This window comes from Embleya sp. NPDC005575, assembly GCF_040605455.1.
GTDB lineage: Bacteria > Actinomycetota > Actinomycetes > Streptomycetales > Streptomycetaceae > Embleya.
Genome location: NZ_JBEXCV010000005.1, coordinates 91510 through 109217, shown reverse-complemented (window position 1 = coordinate 109217; position 17708 = coordinate 91510). Strand labels below are relative to the sequence as shown.

16 protein-coding genes are annotated in these 17708 nt (G+C 68.7%); 8 read left to right on the top strand and 8 right to left on the bottom strand.

Going from position 1 to position 17708, the window contains the following annotated elements; genetic code table 11:
* Positions 1-66: 66 nt before the first annotated feature.
* A complete protein-coding gene (locus ABZS54_RS02975) occupies positions 67-909 on the top strand; it encodes a hypothetical protein (RefSeq protein ID WP_355530265.1) in 843 nt (280 codons plus the stop codon).
* Positions 910-1199: 290 nt separating this feature from the next.
* Positions 1200-1388, top strand: a complete 189-nt coding sequence (locus ABZS54_RS02970; protein WP_355530262.1) for a DUF397 domain-containing protein — start codon at positions 1200-1202, stop codon at positions 1386-1388.
* A gap of 619 nt (positions 1389-2007) precedes the next feature.
* Here ABZS54_RS02970 and ABZS54_RS02965 read toward each other — a convergent pair.
* The 5 genes from ABZS54_RS02965 to ABZS54_RS02945 form a co-directional block, all read right to left on the bottom strand.
* The gene (locus ABZS54_RS02965) at positions 2008-2922 is read right to left on the bottom strand and encodes a helix-turn-helix transcriptional regulator (protein WP_355530259.1); all 915 of its coding nucleotides are present in this window, start codon (positions 2920-2922) and stop codon (positions 2008-2010) included.
* Between the two features lie 213 nt (positions 2923-3135).
* Entirely contained in the window at positions 3136-4074 is a 939-nt protein-coding gene (locus ABZS54_RS02960) for a TauD/TfdA family dioxygenase (protein WP_355530256.1), read from the bottom strand.
* A 45-nt stretch (positions 4075-4119) separates the two neighbouring features.
* The gene (locus ABZS54_RS02955) at positions 4120-4809 is read right to left on the bottom strand and encodes a TetR family transcriptional regulator (protein ID WP_355530253.1); all 690 of its coding nucleotides are present in this window, start codon (positions 4807-4809) and stop codon (positions 4120-4122) included.
* Between the two features lie 84 nt (positions 4810-4893).
* Entirely contained in the window at positions 4894-5325 is a 432-nt protein-coding gene (locus ABZS54_RS02950) for a hypothetical protein (protein WP_020556484.1), read from the bottom strand.
* Between the two features lie 203 nt (positions 5326-5528).
* Positions 5529-6590: a hypothetical protein gene (locus ABZS54_RS02945; protein WP_355530250.1), complete on the bottom strand. Its 1062-nt coding sequence runs from the start codon at positions 6588-6590 to the stop codon at positions 5529-5531.
* A gap of 259 nt (positions 6591-6849) precedes the next feature.
* Between ABZS54_RS02945 and hemL the strand changes: the two genes are divergently transcribed.
* The 6 genes from hemL to ccsB all read left to right on the top strand — a co-directional run bounded on the left by hemL (position 6850) and on the right by ccsB (position 13107).
* The gene (gene hemL / locus ABZS54_RS02940; RefSeq protein WP_355530247.1) at positions 6850-8166 is read left to right on the top strand and encodes a glutamate-1-semialdehyde 2,1-aminomutase; all 1317 of its coding nucleotides are present in this window, start codon (positions 6850-6852) and stop codon (positions 8164-8166) included.
* 2 nt (positions 8167-8168) lie between these two features.
* A complete protein-coding gene (locus ABZS54_RS02935; protein ID WP_355530244.1) occupies positions 8169-8849 on the top strand; it encodes a histidine phosphatase family protein in 681 nt (226 codons plus the stop codon).
* Between the two features lie 125 nt (positions 8850-8974).
* A complete protein-coding gene (locus ABZS54_RS02930; protein ID WP_355530241.1) occupies positions 8975-9589 on the top strand; it encodes a TlpA disulfide reductase family protein in 615 nt (204 codons plus the stop codon).
* 26 nt (positions 9590-9615) lie between these two features.
* A complete protein-coding gene (locus tag ABZS54_RS02925) occupies positions 9616-10350 on the top strand; it encodes a cytochrome c biogenesis protein CcdA (protein ID WP_355530348.1) in 735 nt (244 codons plus the stop codon).
* Position 10351: 1 nt separating this feature from the next.
* Positions 10352-12046: a cytochrome c biogenesis protein ResB gene (locus ABZS54_RS02920; RefSeq protein WP_355530238.1), complete on the top strand. Its 1695-nt coding sequence runs from the start codon at positions 10352-10354 to the stop codon at positions 12044-12046.
* Positions 12047-12090: 44 nt separating this feature from the next.
* Positions 12091-13107, top strand: coding sequence for a c-type cytochrome biogenesis protein CcsB (gene ccsB, locus ABZS54_RS02915; RefSeq protein WP_355530345.1), 1017 nt, complete (start codon positions 12091-12093; stop codon positions 13105-13107).
* A 67-nt stretch (positions 13108-13174) separates the two neighbouring features.
* On the opposite strand, the gene ABZS54_RS02910 is transcribed toward ccsB, so the two are convergent.
* The 3 genes from ABZS54_RS02910 to ABZS54_RS02900 form a co-directional block, all read right to left on the bottom strand.
* Positions 13175-14689 carry a metallophosphoesterase gene (locus tag ABZS54_RS02910; RefSeq protein WP_355530235.1) on the bottom strand — a complete coding sequence of 505 codons (1515 nt, stop codon included), beginning with the start codon at positions 14687-14689 and terminating at the stop codon, positions 13175-13177.
* A gap of 566 nt (positions 14690-15255) precedes the next feature.
* Positions 15256-16188, bottom strand: a complete 933-nt coding sequence (gene mqnP / locus ABZS54_RS02905; RefSeq protein WP_355530232.1) for a menaquinone biosynthesis prenyltransferase MqnP — start codon at positions 16186-16188, stop codon at positions 15256-15258.
* Positions 16167-17618, bottom strand: a complete 1452-nt coding sequence (locus ABZS54_RS02900) for a menaquinone biosynthesis decarboxylase (protein WP_355530229.1) — start codon at positions 17616-17618, stop codon at positions 16167-16169. Before ABZS54_RS02900 ends, mqnP begins: the two co-directional genes overlap by 22 nt.
* Between the last annotated feature and the right edge of the window lie 90 nt (positions 17619-17708).

Here is a 17708-nt window from a genome sequence, read left to right as displayed (position 1 = left end):
TGTCGAATGCGGAACGGCCTGTCGGGTCGGAAATGCCCGGTCGAGTGGGGAATGGCGAGTTCGGACATGCGGCACAGCCCTGAACACGCGGACGACGAGCACGACGTGGAGCGACTCGACGAGCGTTTTCGTGACCTCGTGGTGCACCTCGCCCCACGGGTTCCGCTGCCGCCCGTCGCGGGCGTCCACAAGGCGGTCCGTCGCCGGCGCCTGCGCAACCGGGCCCTGATCGGCGCCGCCTCGCTCGTGGTGCTCGCCGGCGGGGTGACCCTGTTGGGCATCGGATCCGACGACGACGGAACGCCGCCGCGCCGGGAGGCCGCTGCGGCGCAGCCGCAGGCGAGCCCGGCACCCACCACCGCGGTGGCGCTCAGTGATGCGCTTTACCCCAGTGCGCAGGAGTTTCCGGTGGTGGCGGGGGTGTACGAGAACTGGCACGTGACGGAGACGCGGCAGGCGCTGACCGACAGCCTGGGCCCGTGTACGACGCAGACGATCTCCGGGCTCGGCGCGGTGGAGGCGCAGGAGCGCGTGTTCAATCACGCCGGGCAGGGCGGCGGCCAGGTCGTCCTGGTCCGCTACCCGGACGAGCGCACCGCCGAGGTGGCGGCCGCGGACCTGACCAGCGGCATGGCCGGCCCGTGTCCGAGCAACCAGCCCAACCTGGCGGCGGACGGCCTGCCCCGGATCGAGCCGCTGGACCGGTCCGGCGACGCGTGGCGCACCCAGGGTGTGATCAACGGCAACCTGGACCAATACGTGGACTACGGCATCGTGCGCAGCGGCCCGGTGGTGGCGGTGGTCCGAGAGACGGTCATCGACCCGGAGAAGGTCCCGCCCACGGACCTGTTCCTCCGATTGGTCGACAGCCTCCGGGATCGACTGGGAAAGAACGGATCCGGACGCTGATGTTCCGAATTCACGGCTTTCGCCTTCTCTCGTTCACCGGTCATATCCGGGCGGGTCGGAAATGCTGCGAACGGGTGAGCGACAGTGCAATCCGCCACCTGGCAAATCGCCAGGCGACACCCCTCGATTTCATACGGATGGGTGCGGCGGGGTTTCACTCCCGACCGAGCTCGGGCGCTAAGCTGTGCGCGCGCCCTCGAAGTCGGTCAACCCGCAGAGGTGTCGACCCTGCACGGAATCATCCGGTCGCCGGCTTTCCTATTTCCATCGGCCCTTTTCGGAGGCAAGTCATGGCGGAGTTCGATCCGCTGGGACGTGCGTGGCGCAAGAGCAGCGCGAGCGCAACGAGTAACTGCGTCGAGGCCAGGCTGGCCGACGAGGTCCAGGTCAGGGACTCGAAGACACCGGCGCCGCGGCTGGTCTTCGGGGCCCGATCGTGGGGGTCGTTCCTGGCCGAGACCGGCCGACCACGAGCCTGACCGCCGCCATTCGCCGCGTTGGGCCCGGACATGCGAGGCGGCCTGCCTGACGGCAGGCCGCGAATGACATGGGCGCGAGGCCCGGGTGGGTTGGTATCCGTTACCCGATGAGAGTGAGCAGTCCGGCGGCTCGGAGCGTGTAATAAAGCGCTCCTGCTGTCACCGCGGCCACGGCTACCAGCAGAAAGATCACGCGGAGCATCCTCTCGAAGTCGTCCTGCACGAGTTCACCCCCTTTCCGTAATCCAGCGTCCTTTCTTGCTGACGGTGTGTACCGTGCAGGGGCGGGGTGGACGGCGATAATGCCCTCATCAGTGATTGTGCCTGGGGATGTCCGCTTCCGCCAGAGTGAGTCGAGTCGGCTATGCGAGGGACCATGCAAAAAAGAACGAGTTGCCCCGAAAAGTCATGAGATCCGACTTCGGAACAACTCGTTCTACGCCTCGCGGTGGCCGCCGCGAAACCGTGCTGCTCATCGACATCGAGCAACGGATACCACTTGCCATTATGCGCAGGAACGCGCAATCAGCCAAGTGGCTCTTAGGATGTATTCAACTCGCATCCTGGCTCCGCGCGTGCACGCAGCCGGCCTGTTGCCACTACGCCGTTCGCACATCGTCTACTCGCCGGTGTCGGCGCCCGGGTGCGGATGCCCCGAGCCGGGGCCGAAGCGTTCGAGGGCGGTGTCCAGCAGGGCCGGCGCCAGCTCGCGCGAGGCCAACTGCTCGATGCCCCAGAACGTTTCCAGATAGGACAGCGGCGAGACGGCCGGCGGGTCCTCCTGGTTGCCCTCGCGGATGATCATGTCGCCCGAGGGGTTCTCGATGAACAGCACGGCTTCGTCCTCGATCTCCGGGAACTCCAGGAGCTGGTAGGCGATTCGGGCCCGGGAGTAGAGGCCGGCGGAGAACGGGATCACCCGCAGGGTGATGTTCGGCCATTCGCCGAAGTCGCGCATGCGCCGGATCTGGTTGCGCATGATCGCGGCGTTGCCCACGGTGCGGTGCATCACGCTCTCGTCCACGATGAAGTGCATGGTGGGGCCGTCCGGCCGGATCAACCGCTCCTGCCGCTCCATGCGCAGCGCGACCATGTCCTCCTGGCCGGGGGTCTCCGGCGGGGCCATGATCCGAAGCACCTCGCGCGCGTACTCCTCGGTCTGCAACAGGCCCGGAACCAGAAGTGGTTCGAAGTTGCGGATGACGGTGGCCGAGGACTCGTAGCCAAGCAGCACCTTGAACTCGTTGGAGATGTGGTTCCGGTACTGGTACCACCAACTGCGCTGCTTCGAGGCCCGGGCCATGTCGATGTACTCGGCGACCCGGGCGGGCTCGTCCACGCCGTAGTGCTGGAGCAGTGCCTTGAGGTCGGTGGTCGAGATGTTCACCTGGCCGGTCTCGATCCGGATCAGCTTCGAGAGCGACCAGTCCATCTCCACCGCGACGTCCCGCTGGATGAACCCGCACGCCTCGCGCGTCTGGCGCAGGAAGGCTCGGAGCCTGCGCCCCTGGAACATCGGGTCCCGTGTCGGCATCGGCCGCCCCCCAAAGGCTGTCGGCAGCGATCTCGCATCTAGCGAGGGCGCAGAACGGGTGGTGCACAAACGCCACCCGGAGAACAGCATCCCGTCGAATCGGCCGACCCGACAAGCCCCCTCGCTGATGTCCGACCGGCAGATCCGACGCCCCGTCAGGTGAGGGAGCGTCGGACCCGGGTGGACGAAGCCGATTGGTGATCCCCGGGGCGGTCAGCCCTGCACGACGTAGGACTCGGCGCCGTCCGGGCCGACCGAATTGGCGCCCTGCAGGGTCACCCGCTGCATCGAACGGCGCATGCCCGGCGGGACGTCCGTGGGCACCAGATGCACCGTCGCGCGGTTGTCCCAGAACGCGATGCTGCCCGGCTGCCAGCGGAAGCGCACGCTGAACTCCGCGTCGGCGATGTGCGCGTAGAGCATCTCCAATATGTGAGCGCCCTCCTGCCGGGTCAGTTCGAGGATGTGACTGGTGAAGTTCGGGTTGACGAACAGCACCTTCTCGCCGGTCTCCGGGTGCACCCGCACCACCGGGTGCACCGCGCGCAGACCCTCGCCGAGGAACTGCTTCGCGAGCTTGCCCGGCAGTTCGCCGCGCTTGATCGGCAGCGCGTTGTGGTGCACCGCGTGCAGCCCGTCGAGCAGGTCCTTGAGCGGATCGGACAGCCGCTCGTAGGCGAGCGTCAGGTTGGCCCACTGGGTGTCGCCGCCGTAGGGCGGCACGATCACCCCGCGCAGGATGGATGCGGTCGGCGGGTTGGGAATGAAGGTCACGTCGGTGTGCCAGCGGCTCTCCACGAAGCTGCCGCCGCCACCCATGCCCAGCTGCTCGTTGTCGAGCAGCAGGATCTCCGGGTGTTCGGGGAACGCGGCGGGCAACGTCGGGTGTCCCGGCGCGAGTTCGCCGAACCGCAGACCGAACGCCTTGTGCTGCTCCTGGGTCAGGTGCTGGTCGCGGAAGAACACGACCTTCCACTTCAGCCAGATGGCGCGGATCTCGGCGACCACGTTGTCGGCGAGCGGTCGGGTCAGGTCGACACCGAAGATTTCCGCGCCGATGTGGCCGGCCATCGGCCGGACCTCCAGGCCCAGCGCGGCGGCCGAGGCGGGAGTGGGGTCCTCGTAGGTGGGCTGGTCGATGGTGCTCGTCATTGCCGAACCTCCAGAGCCAAGGCGAGGCCCCGCGCCGGGCGGGGCCTAGCGGGATTGTTCGATCGCGGCCTCGGTCCGGGCGGAGACCGGGGCCAGGAAGAGGGCGACGGCGGTGTCGGTCAGACCCGCCAGGAAGACCTCCCGATCGGTGGGGGTGCGCCGATCGGGGTGGTGCAGCGCCATCTCGCGGTCGGCGAGTGCGTGCGTGAGGTAGGACGACAGCAGCACCCAGCGCTCGTCCCGGACGCGGGCGGGCAGCTCGATCAGCAGGCCGAGCATGCGCTCTCGCACGGTGTACATCCCGCGCGTCCACTCCTCGCGGGCCAGGTCGCGCACTGCGGTGCCCTCCAGGAAGGCGGCGTGCAGGCAAAAGCGCAGGTACCAACTGGGTTTGCCGGGCTCGCCCAGCGTGTCGGCGAGCGGGTACAGGAACGCCTCGATCAGACCCCGGGCGTCGTGCCCGTGCCCGGCCCGGTCGAGTTCGTTCAGCATCGCCAGGCGCCGCGCGTTCACCGGCTCCATGCGATGCCGGAAGACCGCGTCCACCAGGGTCTCCTTCGACCCGAAGTGGTAGCGCGCCGCAGCGGTGTTGTGCTGCCCGGCCCGGGCGCCGATCTCGCGCAGCGAGACCCCGTTGATGCCGCGCTCGGCGAACAGCCGTTCCGCGGCCTCGATCATCAAAAGGCGCGCGCCGGCACCGCGGTCCGACGCCGGAGCGCCGTGCGTTCCTGTCATGGGCCGCACGTTAAACCGTGTGAGTTAATAACTCAAGTGGGTTAATCGATGGAGAGTCGGCGCCGGCACTCCGGGCCGATCGCGTCACGAATGCATCAGGCAGTACAACTGGTGCCCGGCGTGGTGCAGTTCGCGGGCGAACTTGGTCCAGTCGTGCAACATCCGATACAGCAGATACGCGTCGCGCGGCACCCGTCGGTCCGGGAACGTCGACCAGATGAAGGCCGCCGCGCCCAGTTCCTCCTCGGTCGCGTTGCGCAGCACGTCCATCAACATCGGCGGCAACTGCATCACCGCGTGCGCGGGATGCAGCACGACCAACTCCAGCGGCGGCGTCGCGTCCTGCGGGGTGTCCCCGAGTAGCGACAGCACCATGGCGCTGACCGTCTCCGGTTTCACGAACGACACATAGGAATTGCTGGGGCGTTCCACCGTGTCGGTCGGATCGATCAGCGGAGGCACCCGCGCCGCGGTCGCGCGATCGGGTGCGCCGAAGTACTCATATGTCACGCCCACGTGTGCACCTCCCGACCAAGGTCGGCTCCGTGACACGTGCGCACACCCGTGGCGCCCGACGCCATCGCTCCCTGCTCGCTTGTCTCGGTCTGGTCGGTGATCGAGGGGACTCGTTGAAGATCGTCGCAGGTCATCCGGGCATTCCGTACCGCGCTTGGGTAACAGGTGTGCACCACTCGGAACCGGTCCCGCCCCGGCATGCGTCAGGGCTCCCGGCCAGGCGGCCCGCCCGAGAAGGTTTGGCCGAGCGACATGTCGTTCAACGCCTTGACGAATACGCCCGTTCGCACCGAACCGGCGGAACGCGCGGTGATCTTCACCACGTTCGCGCCGGCCACGGTGGAGCGCACGTCGGTCAGCAACGCGCTCCACGGCACACCCGCCGCGGTGGTGCCACCGCCGGTGAACAGGGTGCGCAGTCGATCGGCCTCGGCCCGGGCGGCCTGGTCCGACCCGGTCGCCACACACAGCACGTCGGTCCCCGGCGTGCCGGCCTTGCCGGTCACCCCGACCGCGATCCGGGGCCCGTTCGCGCTCTCGCCACCGGCGGCCCGATCGGTGATCACTGCGGCCAGCGGCTTGTCCAGGCAGTTCGCCAACGCGCGCACGGTCGGGTCGGCGCCGAGCCTGTTGCCGCCGCGGGTGAGGTCGGCGCCCTGAAGCGTCGAGCCGTAGCCGATCTGCCGGTCGGCGACCCGAATCACGTTGAAGTGGTTGTTGCCCAGCGGCAGTTTCTGCGCCAGCGCGTCATCGAAGCCCAACTCGTTGTCTCCGCGCAGTCGTTGTGCGCTCGGCTCGGTCGGATCCGGCTTGGCGCCCAGGGCCCGGAGCTTGTCGAGCACAGTCTTCTTGTCGAAGCCGCCGACGAACACCCCGCCCTGGTACGGCGGTCGACCGGCGGACCAGGACTCGCGCGCCTTGGCCGGGTCGAAACCCAGGGCCGGTGCCACCTGTTCGCGCAGCCCGCCCAAATCGGGCGAGCCGGTCCCGATCAGCGTGCCGTAGGGCCCGGTGAAGGTGCTGCCGCCGTTGGCCTTGGTGATCGCGGCCGTATCGCCGTACTCGAACCAGCCCCGGGTGGACGCGTCGTCGCGCACCGCGTCCAAGGCGCCGCGCAGCCCCGTCGTACCGCCGTCGTCCGAGTCCCCGTCGCTGCAGGCGGCCGTCCCGGCCAGCAACAGCAGCGCCGCCAGCGCCGGTCCGAGACCGCCGGCTATCCGGTGGTGTCGCCCGGACCGCCCACTCCGACGTGTTCTCGCCGCCACGCGCGCACCCCGATCGTCGTGCTGCACCCCGCCGGACATGCCTCACCCGTGGGCACGGGTCCGGGTGGCCCGATCATACTGCTCCCGACCCCCGGTTTCGGTTGCCGGATCCCCGGGAACCAACGCGAATCCGTGCACACCCTCCCCGACGCCCATGTGGTTGGTCCGTCCGGGCGCCCCGGCGCCCGCCATCCGGCGCTTGCGGCGCCGCGCCGCCGGGGACGACGAGGGTGCCCGGTTTGTTTGAGAGCATGACCGGGTGAGCTCTGTCAACGAGAACCCCGCACCCGCCTCCGCCGCCCTGTTCGCGCGTGCGCGGGCCGTCACCCCCGGCGGGGTCAACTCGCCGGTGCGCGCCTTCCGCGCGGTCGGCGGCACGCCCCGCTTCATGGTCTCGGGCCGAGGTCCGTACCTGACCGACGCGGACGGCCGCGAATACGTGGACCTGGTGTGTTCGTGGGGCCCGATGATCCTCGGCCACGCGCACCCCGCCGTGCAGGAGGCCGTCCGAGAGGCCGTCGCGCGTGGCACCTCCTTCGGTACACCCGGCGCCGGCGAGGTCGAACTCGCCGAGGAGATCGTCTCCCGGATCGCCCCGGTCGAGCAGGTCCGCCTGGTCAGCTCCGGCACCGAGGCCACCATGTCCGCGATCCGCCTCGCCCGCGGCTTCACCGGCCGGGCCAAGGTGATCAAGTTCGCCGGGTGTTACCACGGTCACGTGGACGCCCTGCTGGCCGCCGCCGGCTCCGGCCTGGCCACCTTCGCGCTGCCCGACACGCCCGGGGTGACCGGCGCCTCGGCCGCCGACACGATCGTGCTCCCGTACAACGACCTGTCCTCCGTCGAGTCGGCGTTCGCCGCGCACGGCGCCGACATCGCCTGCGTGATCACCGAGGCAGCCCCCGGCAACATGGGCGTGGTCACCCCGCGTCCGGGCTTCAACGCGGGCCTGAAGGCACTGTGCGAGCGGCACGGCGCGTTGTTCGTCTCCGACGAGGTGATGACCGGCTTCCGGGTGTCCAAGTCGGGCTGGTTCGGCGTCGAGGGTGTCGTGCCCGACCTGCTGACCTTCGGCAAGGTGATGGGCGGCGGCTTCCCGGCCGCGGCCTTCGGCGGGCGCTCCGACGTGATGTCCCGGCTGGCCCCGCTCGGCCCGGTCTACCAGGCCGGCACGCTGTCCGGGAATCCGGTCGCCACCGCCGCCGGCGTCACCACGCTGCGGCACTGCACCGACGCGGTGTACAAGCACCTGGACCGGGTCTCGCTCGCGCTGCGCACCGAGGTCTCGGCCGCCCTGGCCAAGGAGGGCGTGGCGCACACCGTGTCCACCGCCGGGAACATGTTCTCGATCTTCTTCACCGATCACCCGGTGCACGACTACGACCAGGCACGCACGCAGGAGGCGTTCCGCTTCTCCGCGTTCTTCCACGCGATGCTGGACGCCGGTGTGTACCTGCCGCCGAGCGCGTTCGAGGCGTGGTTCCTGTCCGCCGCCCACGACGACACGGCCGTGAACCGTATCCTCGACGCGCTGCCGGCCGCAGCCCGCGCCGCAGCGAGTGCCCAGGAGAACTGACGATGGCTCAGAAGCCGCAGACCAATCGCGATGTGACGATCGTGCACCTGATGCGCCACGGCGAGGTGCACAATCCGCACGGCATCCTGTACGGCCGCCTGCCCGACTACCACCTGTCGGAGCTGGGCCTGAAGATGGCCGAGCGGGTCGCCGACCACCTCGCCGGGCGTGACATCACCCACGTGGTGTCCTCGCCGCTGGAGCGTGCCCAGGAGACCGCCACGCCGATCGCGGACCGGCAAGGGCTGGAGATCGCCACCGACGATCGGCTGATCGAGGCGGAGAACATCTTCCAGGGCAAGACCTTCGGGGTCGGCGACGGTTCGCTGCGGAACCCCACACACTGGAAGCACCTCACCAACCCGTTCAAGCCCTCGTGGGGCGAGCCGTACATCGAGCAGGTGGTGCGGATGATGGGCGCGCTGGGCGCCGCCCGGGACGCCGCGCGCGGGCACGAGGCGGTGTGCGTGAGCCACCAGTTGCCGATCTGGGTGACCCGCTCCTTCGTCGAGCGGCGGCGGCTGTGGCACGACCCGCGCAACCGGCAGTGCTCGCTCGCGTCGCTCACCACGTTCACCTACGAGGGGGACAAGATCGTCTCCGTCGGCTACAGCGAACCGGCTCGGGACCTGCTCCCGGCAAAGCTTGCGGGCAAGACGCAGAACAAGAGCTTCGGGGCATGACGCAAAACCGCGAATTCGGGGCAGGGCTCCCATTTATTTGGGACGAATCGGGATGAACTGAAGCACTGTCAGCGGCACGACGGACCCCGCGTGGAGTGGTCGTGGAGGCATGCGAAACTTTTCACATGCTCACACGCCGCCTGCCTCGTCGTGCCGCACTGCTCACCGCCGCGGCCTTGCTCGCACTCTCCGGCTGCGGTGGGATGAGCGCCGGCGGCAAGAGCAGCGGCGACGGCAAGGGCTACGTCGACAGCGACAACAGCGGCATCGTGCGCGCCGAGGCGAGCGACCGCACCGCCGCCCCGAAGATCTCCGGCCGGACGCTCGAAGGCAAGGACATCAGCCTCGCCGACTTCAAGGGCAAGGTCGTGGTCCTCAACGTCTGGGGCTCCTGGTGCCCGCCGTGCCGGGCCGAGGCCGCCGACTTCCAGCAGGCACACACCGAGACCGCGGACAAGGGTGTGCAGTTCCTGGGGATCAACACCCGCGACGCCACCCAGGACAACGCGCTCGCGTTCACCAACAGCAAGGGCATCACCTACCCGAGCCTGTGGGACCCGGACGCGCGCGAGATCCTCAAATTCACCGGCAACCTGAACCCGAACGCCATCCCCAGCACGCTGATCATCGACCGTGAGGGTCGGATCGCGGCCCGGGTGCTGCGTGCGGTCACCATCGAGGAACTGCGCTCGATGATCGACCCGGTGACCAACGAGCCCGTGCCGAACGAGAAGGCCTGATCGAGGTGCTCGTCGCAGCCCAGGGGATGAACGACACGGTGTACACCGGGTCGCTGTTCGCGGCCCTGCCGATCGCCCTGCTCGCGGGGCTGATCTCGTTCTTCTCGCCGTGCGTGCTGCCCTTGGTGCCCGGCTACCTCAGCTACGTCACCGGGATCTCCGGCGCGGACCTCAAGGACGCCCGGCGCGGACGGCTGTTCCTGGGCGCGCTGCTGTTCGTGCTCGGCTTCACCCTCGTGTTCGTCTCCACCGGTGCGGCGTTCGGCGCCTTCGGCCGCACCATGCTGGAGCATCAGCAGACGATCACCAAGGTCTTCGGCGCCGTCACGATCGTGCTCGGCCTGTCCTTCATGGGCGTACTGCCGGGCATGCAGCGCGAGTTCCGGGTGCACAAGCGCCCCGCGATAGGCCTGGTGGGCGCACCACTGCTCGGCATGGTGTTCGGGCTCGGGTGGACCCCGTGCATCGGGCCGACACTGGCGGCGGTGCTCAGCCTGTCGACGAGCGAGGCCAGCGCGAACCGGGGCGCGCTGCTCACCGCGGCCTACTGCCTCGGCCTGGGCGTGCCGTTCCTGGTCACCGCGCTCGCGTTCCGCAAGGCACTCGGTGCGTTCGGGTGGGTCAAGAAGCACTACGTGTGGGTGATGCGCCTGGGCGGCGGCATGCTCGTGCTGCTCGGCCTCCTGATGCTCACCGGCGTGTGGGACCAGATGATGCGCGAGATGCAGAGCTGGGCATCGCAATACACGATCGGATTCTGATGTGAGCCCCGAGACCCGAACCGACGAAGACCTCGCGCTCATCGATCCGCCCGAGGCCCGGGTGGACGCCGGGATGTCCACCGCGCCCGCGCAGGACGACGGCGACGACGAGATCCGCCAACCGCAGTTGGGTGTGGTCGGCTGGCTGCGCTGGCTCTGGCGGCAGCTGACCTCGATGCGCGTCGCGCTGATCCTGCTGTTCCTGCTGTCGGTCGCGGCCACGCCGCCGACGCTGATCCCGCAGCGCCCGGTCAGTCCGATCAAGGTCGGCCAGTACTTCCGCGACCACCCCGACCGCGCGAAGATCATGGACAAGTTCCAGCTCTTCGACGTGTTCTCGTCGTGGTGGTTCGCCTCGATCTACATCCTGCTGTTCGTCTCGCTCGCGGGCTGCATCGTGCCGCGCTGCTGGGCACACGCCAAGACGCTTTGGTCCAAGCCCCCGCAGGCACCGCGCAACTTCGCCCGGCTGCCCGCGTACGCGCGCTGGGAGACCTCGGCGGACCCGGACGCGGTACTGGAAGCCGCGCGCGGCGCGCTCAAGAAGCGCCGCTTCCGGCTGAACCGGACCACCGACGCGATCGCGGCGGAGAAGGGCTACGCCCGGGAGAGCGGCAACCTGCTGTTCCACATGGCGCTGTTCGGCATCCTGGTCGCGTTCGCGCTGGGCAGCCTGTACAGCGTCAAGGGCGGCAAGATCGTCGTCGAGGGCGGCAGCTTCGCGAACGTGCTCACCCAGTACGACGACCGCCAGTTCGGCGCGCTCGTGGACGCGGACAAGCTGGAGCCGTTCGGCTTCCGGCTGAACTCGGTCGAGCAGACCTTCCAGCCGACCGGCGCCAAGCGCGGCGAGCCCAGGTCGTTCACCGCGCACATCGAGTCCTGGTACGGGCACGAGGGCAAGGACAAGTCGGGGACGATCAAGGTCAACCATCCGCTGGAGGTGGGCGACACCAAGGTGTTCATGATCGCCACCGGCTACGCGCCGGAGGTGACCGTGCGCGACGCCAAGGGCAAGATCGCCTACAAGGGCCCGACCATCTTCCTGCCCCAGGACGGCAACCGGACCTCGACCGGCGTGATCAAGGTCCCCGATGTCAGCCCCGGACTCAAGCAGCTGGGCTTCGACGCGCAGTTCCTGCCGAGCGCGCCGATGGACCAGAAGGGCAACCTGCTGGTGGACCCCCGGCGCGGTCCGATCTCGGTGTTCCCCTCGCTGCTCAACCCCCGGTTGATGATCAGCGGCTACGAGGGCGACCTGGGCATGGACTCGGGCATCCCGCAGAACTACTACGCGCTCAAGGCCGACAAGATGTCGAAGTTCATGAACGGTGCGGACGTGTGGCGCCAAGCCCTCAAGGTGGGTGACACCGTGGACCTGCCCAACGGCGCCGGCACCATCACCTTCGACGGCGTCAAGACCTGGGCCAACTTCCAGGTCGCCAGCGAGCCCGGCAAGGGGCTCGCGCTCTTCAGCGTGGTGGCCGCGATCGTCGGCCTCGTGCTGTCACTGTTCGTACGCCGCCGCCGAATGTGGGTGCGTGCGGTGGAGGGCCCCGACGGCCACACGGTCGTCGAGGTCGGCGGGCTCGCCCGCACCGAGGGTGGGGGCCTCGGCGATGAGGTACAGGAGTTCGTGGACGCGTTGCGCGAGGCCGCGCCGGCGAACTCACCCGGCACCAAGGTCAAGGAGTGAGCGTGGGCGTCAACGAGAACCTCGCCCAATTCAGCAACGTGCTGATGTATTCGGCGATCGCCGTCTACCTGATGGCGTTCTTCGCCTATTGCATGGAATGGACGTTCGGCACCAGCGGTGCGGTGGCCAAACGGTCGGCCGACCTGTCGATCGAGGTCCTGGAGCCGGCGGCCGCGGGTGCGGCCGGCGGGGTCGCCCTGGCCGAGCGGCCGGTGGTGGTGCTGCGCGACGGTGGGCACGACGGCGACGATGCCGACGACCAGGGCGACGTGGCGGGCGGCAACGACCGCGCCGACCGGATCGGCCGGGTCGCGGTCTCGCTGACCGTGCTCGGCTTCCTGCTCCACGCCGGCTCCGTGCTCACGCGCGGCATCTCGGTCGAGCGGGCGCCGTGGGGCAACATGTACGAGTTCTCCACGTCCGTGGCGCTGATGGTCGTCCTGGCCTTCCTGCTGCTGCTGTGGAAGTACCCGGTGCGCTGGCTGGGCCTGTTCGTGACGCTCCCGGTGCTCGCCACCCTCGGCGTCGCGGTCACGGTGCTGTACACCGACTCGGAGCAACTGGTCCCGGCGCTCGACTCGTACTGGCTGTGGATCCACGTCGCGTCCGCGATCGTCTCGTTCGGCGCCTTCCACATCGGCGCGCTCGCCTCGATCCTGTTCCTGTTCCGCCAGGGCTACGAGCGCCGGCAGGCCGACCCGAGCAATACCAAGCCGGGCCGCTTCGACGACAAGCTGGCTCGTTTGCCCAGCTCGGCGTCGCTGGACAAGACCGCCTACCGGGTCAACGCGATCATCTTCCCGCTGTGGACCTTCGCCATCGTGTGTGGCGCGATCTGGGCGGAGAACGCGTGGGGCCGCTACTGGGGCTGGGACCCCAAGGAGGTCTGGTCCTTCATCACGTGGGTGGCCTACGCGGCCTACCTGCACGCCCGCGCCACGGCGGGTTGGAAGGGCACCAAGGCCGCGGTGGTCTCCCTGGTCGCCTTCTCGTGCTTCCTGTTCAACTACTACGGCGTCAACATCTTCGTGAACGGGTTGCACTCGTACGCGGGCGTCTGAGCCGCGGTCGCTGCCAACGGGTCTGCCCCGTCGCCCCCGCGAGGGGGCGACGGGGCAGACCCGTTCTTCAGTGGCAGGTGAACTGTTTGTTCACGAGACTCGCGCTCAGCGTGCAGGTTTGACCCTGGAGGGCACCGGTCGTGTCGTGGAAGGTGAGGTCCCAGGCCCCGCCGTTGTCGCGCAGGACCGCGTACCCGTAGATGTGTGCCTGGGTGATCGACTGGGTGACCGGCTGCGGCGGCGTGCCGACCGATTGCCGGGTGACGTTGCTGTCGATCGGGCCGTTGTCCAGTGGCTCTCCACCCGAGGAGCCCACGGTCACCTGGGGCGGGCGGGGGGTGTTGAAATCGATCATCTGGTAAATGTGGATGTGGCCTGACAGCACCAGCCGAACATTGTCTGCCAGCCGACCCAGGCCGGTATTGGTGACGGCCGCGTCGAGGACGTGGGTCGCCCATGTCACATTGCCTTGCGTGAAGCCTGCCGATTTCACCATCCACAGCGGCTTGTGCGTGAACAGGAAGTAGTCGTTGCCGGAATGCAGCGCCGCGTCCTGGTTCACCGCCGTGAATTGCCCGGTGTATTCGTTGATCTGGGCCTGCGTCATGGTTCCGTCGTCGTCCGGGTCGGCAAACGAGGAGTCCACGGAGACGAGGTTCAGGGTTCCCGCACGAATCACCGCCGGCGGGGTGGTGTAGGGGGTGCACCGTCCGTCGTCGCGGAGGCTGTCGGCGAGGTAGCGGAACCACGCGCCACCGGCGCCACCGGCCAGCGCGAGGTTGCAGTCTTCGTGGTTGCCTCGGGTCAACGCGATCGGCGCGGTGGCCAGCAGAGTTTCCGCCGGTCTGAAGAAATCGGCGACGACACAGGACCAACTGGCCCTGTCCCCGTAGGCCACGCAGCCCGGATTCGCCGCCTGGTCGTCCTCGTTGCCGGGGTTGTCGCGGTAGAGGTAGTCACCGACATGGATGACGAGATCCGGCCGCGAAACGGTGGCGACATTGTTCGCGATCTGCGGGAAAGGCCAGCCGCTCTGATGGTTCGCGCAGTCCTGCGCCGTACCCGTCAACGGGACTCGGCAACCGGTGTCGCCGATGACCGCGATGGTGCGGGGACGCGTGGCCGTAGTCCAGTTCGGCAAAGGGAGCAGGCGGTTCGCAGGGTGCACCACGGCCGCATGGATCGTCGATTGCTCGAGTACCGCGTCGGAGGCCGTGAGGGGTACATCCACCAGCTCGCACACCGTGGTCGGGAACTGCGCCCCCGAGGGGACGCTCACGCGTTGCATGGAGTACGGATTTCGGACCCCGGCCACGGCGTACCGCACGACAGGGCAGCTTTGGGTGGTGTCGGTGGTCACGTAACGGATCTGGGTGCCACGGCTGGTCAGTTGGGTCCATGCCCAGGCCTCACTGGGCACGGGCCCGGTCGGAGGGGGAGTGCTGGGCCAATCGGTGGGTCCGGGCGAAGGGGTGGGGCTGGGCGGCCCACCACCGGGCACGATTTGCACGGGTGTCGCACCGGCCGAGAGCGCCGCAGCCATCACGCTCACCAGGGCGAAGACGGTGATCCGGTTCAACATGCTCACGTCCCTCTGTTCGGGTGTCGTTCCGCGCGAGGAGGTAGTCCCCCTCGGCATGCCCCCGAGGTCGCGTGCCGCCTCCACCGATCACCCTCGGCGGAACCGGGATTCGATCCTGGACACCGGCACGTCCTCTCGCCGGTGGCCATAGCTGGAATGCTTACCGACGACCTCGACCGACGCACCTCGGCGGACCCGAACGGCGGACCCGAACGGCGTACACGAGCCGCGGACACGGACGGCGTACGCGCAGTGCTGTCGGCACTGTCGAACCCGATGATTTCCGGCTCGCCGCGAGAGTGTTCGCGGTTCCGGCGGACCAACGACCCATGCCGTGATCGATGGCACCGGCCGGGTTCAGGAACCACGACTGGTCGGCGGTGCCGCGGTTCATCCGGGAGCGAGGCATCCGGTTCCCGCCGTTCGGCCCGGACCATCTCACCAACTCGCTGCACCGCTTGGCCGAGCTCGCCGCACCGCCGTCCCCGCCCTGAACGCCCGGCGGCCGGGTACCCGGCGGGTGGCCGTAGCGGTCCGCCCCCACCCGCCTACGGCTACGGCTACGGCTACGGCCGCAACCCCCGCACCCCCAGATCCAGCAGTGCGCACACGAACAGCGCGATGCCGATGAAGCCATTCGTGGTGAAGAAGGCCCGGTTGAGCTTGGACAGGTCGTCCGGTGCCAGCAGCGAGTGTTCGTAGACGAACGCCGCGGCGACGATCAGCAGGCCCAGCCACCAGAAGAAGCCCGCGCCGGTGAGCGCGCCGAACCAGACGAACAGCAGCGTGGTCACCACATGGGTGACCTTCGAGGCGTTCAGCGCCGCGGCGATGCCCCACTTGGCCGGCACGCTCTTGACGCCGTGTGCGCGGTCGGCCGCGACGTCCTGGCAGCCGAAGATCAGGTCGAACCCACCGATCCAGGTGCCCACCGCCAGGCCCAGGACGACCGCCTGCCACGACCACTCGCCGGTGACCGCCAACCACGCGCCGATCGGGCCGATCGCCTGCGCGATGCCCAGGATCGCGTGCGGGATGTCGGTGAACCGCTTGCCGTACGGATAGATCACCATCGGGATCACCGCGACCGGCGCGAGCGCCAGGCACAGCGGGTTGAGCAGCGCGGCGGCGACCAGGTAGAAGAACAGCGCGACCAGCGCGCCGATCCACGCGGTACGCACCGACACCGCGCCGGTGACCAGCTCGCGTGTCGCGGTGCGTGGATTGCGCGCGTCGATCTCGCGGTCGATGATCCGGTTGCAGGCCATCGCGAAGGTGCGCAGGCCGACCATCGCCACGGTGACCAGGAACAGCTCCCGGTAGTGCAGGCGTTCATCGGTCTCGTACATCGCGGTGAAGGCCGCGATGTAGGCGAACGGCAACGCGAACACCGAGTGCTCGATCAGCACCAGGCGCAGGAACGCCTTGACCCGGCCCACCTCCGACGGTGCACCGGGAGCGGGTAGCGCGGCGGACGTCACAGTCCGTATTCCTTCCATCGGCGGGTCACCTTGGCGGCGGTCTCGGGGTCCGACACGACCATCTCCGGCCAACCGCCGTCGCGCGTGTAGCCCTCCTCGGGCAGCTTGCGGGTCGCGTCGATGCCCGCCTTGCCACCCCAGAACTGCTGGTACGACGCGTGATCGAGGTGGTCCACGGGCCCCTCGGTCAGCAGCAGGTCGCGCGCGTAGTCGGTGTTGCCGAACGCCCGCCACGCGACCTCGTGGTAGTCGTGCACGTCGCAGTCGGCGTCCACCACCACGATCAGCTTGGTCAGCGACATCATGTGCGCACCCCAGATCGCGCTCATCACCTTTTGCGCGTGCTTGGGGTACTTCTTGTCGATGGAGACGATCGCGCAGTTGTGGAAGCCGCCCGCCTCCGGCAGGTCGTAGTCCACGATGTCCGGCACGATGATCTTGAGCAGCGGCAGGAAGAACCGCTCGGTCGCCTTGCCCAGCGGACCGTCCTCGGTGGGCGGTCGGCCGACCACGATCGACTGGAGCAGCGGCTTCTCGCGCATGGTCACGCAGTCGATGGTCAGCGCCGGGAACGGCTCCTGCGGCGTGTAGAAACCGGTGTGGTCGCCGAAGGGGCCCTCGGGCAACATCTCACCCGGGGTGAGCCAGCCTTCGAGCACCACCTCGGCCTCGGCCGGGACCTGGAGCGGCACACTCACGCAGTCGACCATCTCGATTCGCCGACCCCCGATGAAGCCGGCGAAGAGGTATTCGTCGATGTCCCCGGGCAGCGGCGCGGTGGACGCGTACGTCACCACCGGCGGAGCGCCGAACGCGATCGCCACCGGCAGCCGCTCACCGCGCTTGGCGGCCACCTGGTAGTGGTTGCGGCTGTCCTTGTGGATCTGCCAGTGCATTCCGATCGTGCGCTTGTCGTGCCGCTGGAGCCGGTACAGGCCCAGGTTGCGCACGCCCGTGTCGGGGTCCTTGGTGTGGGTCAGGCCCAGGTTGTAGAAGGAGCCGCCGTCCTCGGGCCAGGTGAACAGCGCCGGGATGGTGTCCAGGTCGACGTCGTCGCCCTTGAGCACGACCTGCTGACAGGGCGCGTCCTTGATCTTCTTCGGTGGGATGTGCGCGACCGAACCGAGCTTGCCGAACGCCTCGCGGATCCCGGTGAAGCCCTGTGGCAGTTCCGGCTTGAGCAGGCCGCCGATCTTCTCCGACAACTCGTCGTAGCTGCTCAGCCCGAGCGCCATCAGCATGCGCTCGTCGGTGCCGTAGACATTCATCGCGAGCGGCATCGAGCTGCCCTTGACGTTCTCGAACAACAGCGCCGGGCCCTTGGCCTTGTTCACCCGGTCGGTGATCTCGCCGATCTCCAGATGGGGATCGACCTCGGCGCGGACGCGCCGCAGTTCACCGCGCTTCTCCAGTGCCTTCAGGAAAGCGCGCAAGGTCCCGTATGCCATGCGTGCCAGTATCCGACACGGACTCGTCGTACCCGCACGCGCACCCGCCCGGCCGGGCTACCTTTGACCCTCGTGCCGAGCAGGGAGGGG

Excerpts from the sequence above, each read along its gene's own strand:
- ABZS54_RS02935 (WP_355530244.1), top strand. The coding sequence starts at position 8,169 with ATGGCTCAGAAGCCGCAGACCAATCGCGATGTGACGATCGTGCACCTG.
- ccsB (WP_355530345.1), top strand. The coding sequence starts at position 12,091 with ATGTATTCGGCGATCGCCGTCTACCTGATGGCGTTCTTCGCCTATTGC.
- ABZS54_RS02930 (WP_355530241.1), top strand. The coding sequence starts at position 8,975 with ATGCTCACACGCCGCCTGCCTCGTCGTGCCGCACTGCTCACCGCCGCG.
- mqnP (WP_355530232.1), bottom strand. The coding sequence starts at position 16,188 with ATGGAAGGAATACGGACTGTGACGTCCGCCGCGCTACCCGCTCCCGGT.
- ABZS54_RS02960 (WP_355530256.1), bottom strand. The coding sequence starts at position 4,074 with ATGACGAGCACCATCGACCAGCCCACCTACGAGGACCCCACTCCCGCC.
- ABZS54_RS02965 (WP_355530259.1), bottom strand. The coding sequence starts at position 2,922 with ATGCCGACACGGGACCCGATGTTCCAGGGGCGCAGGCTCCGAGCCTTC.
- ABZS54_RS02970 (WP_355530262.1), top strand. The coding sequence starts at position 1,200 with ATGGCGGAGTTCGATCCGCTGGGACGTGCGTGGCGCAAGAGCAGCGCG.
- ABZS54_RS02975 (WP_355530265.1), top strand. The coding sequence starts at position 67 with ATGCGGCACAGCCCTGAACACGCGGACGACGAGCACGACGTGGAGCGA.
- ABZS54_RS02900 (WP_355530229.1), bottom strand. The coding sequence starts at position 17,618 with ATGGCATACGGGACCTTGCGCGCTTTCCTGAAGGCACTGGAGAAGCGC.
- ABZS54_RS02925 (WP_355530348.1), top strand. The coding sequence starts at position 9,616 with ATGAACGACACGGTGTACACCGGGTCGCTGTTCGCGGCCCTGCCGATC.
- ABZS54_RS02955 (WP_355530253.1), bottom strand. The coding sequence starts at position 4,809 with ATGACAGGAACGCACGGCGCTCCGGCGTCGGACCGCGGTGCCGGCGCG.
- ABZS54_RS02910 (WP_355530235.1), bottom strand. The coding sequence starts at position 14,689 with ATGTTGAACCGGATCACCGTCTTCGCCCTGGTGAGCGTGATGGCTGCG.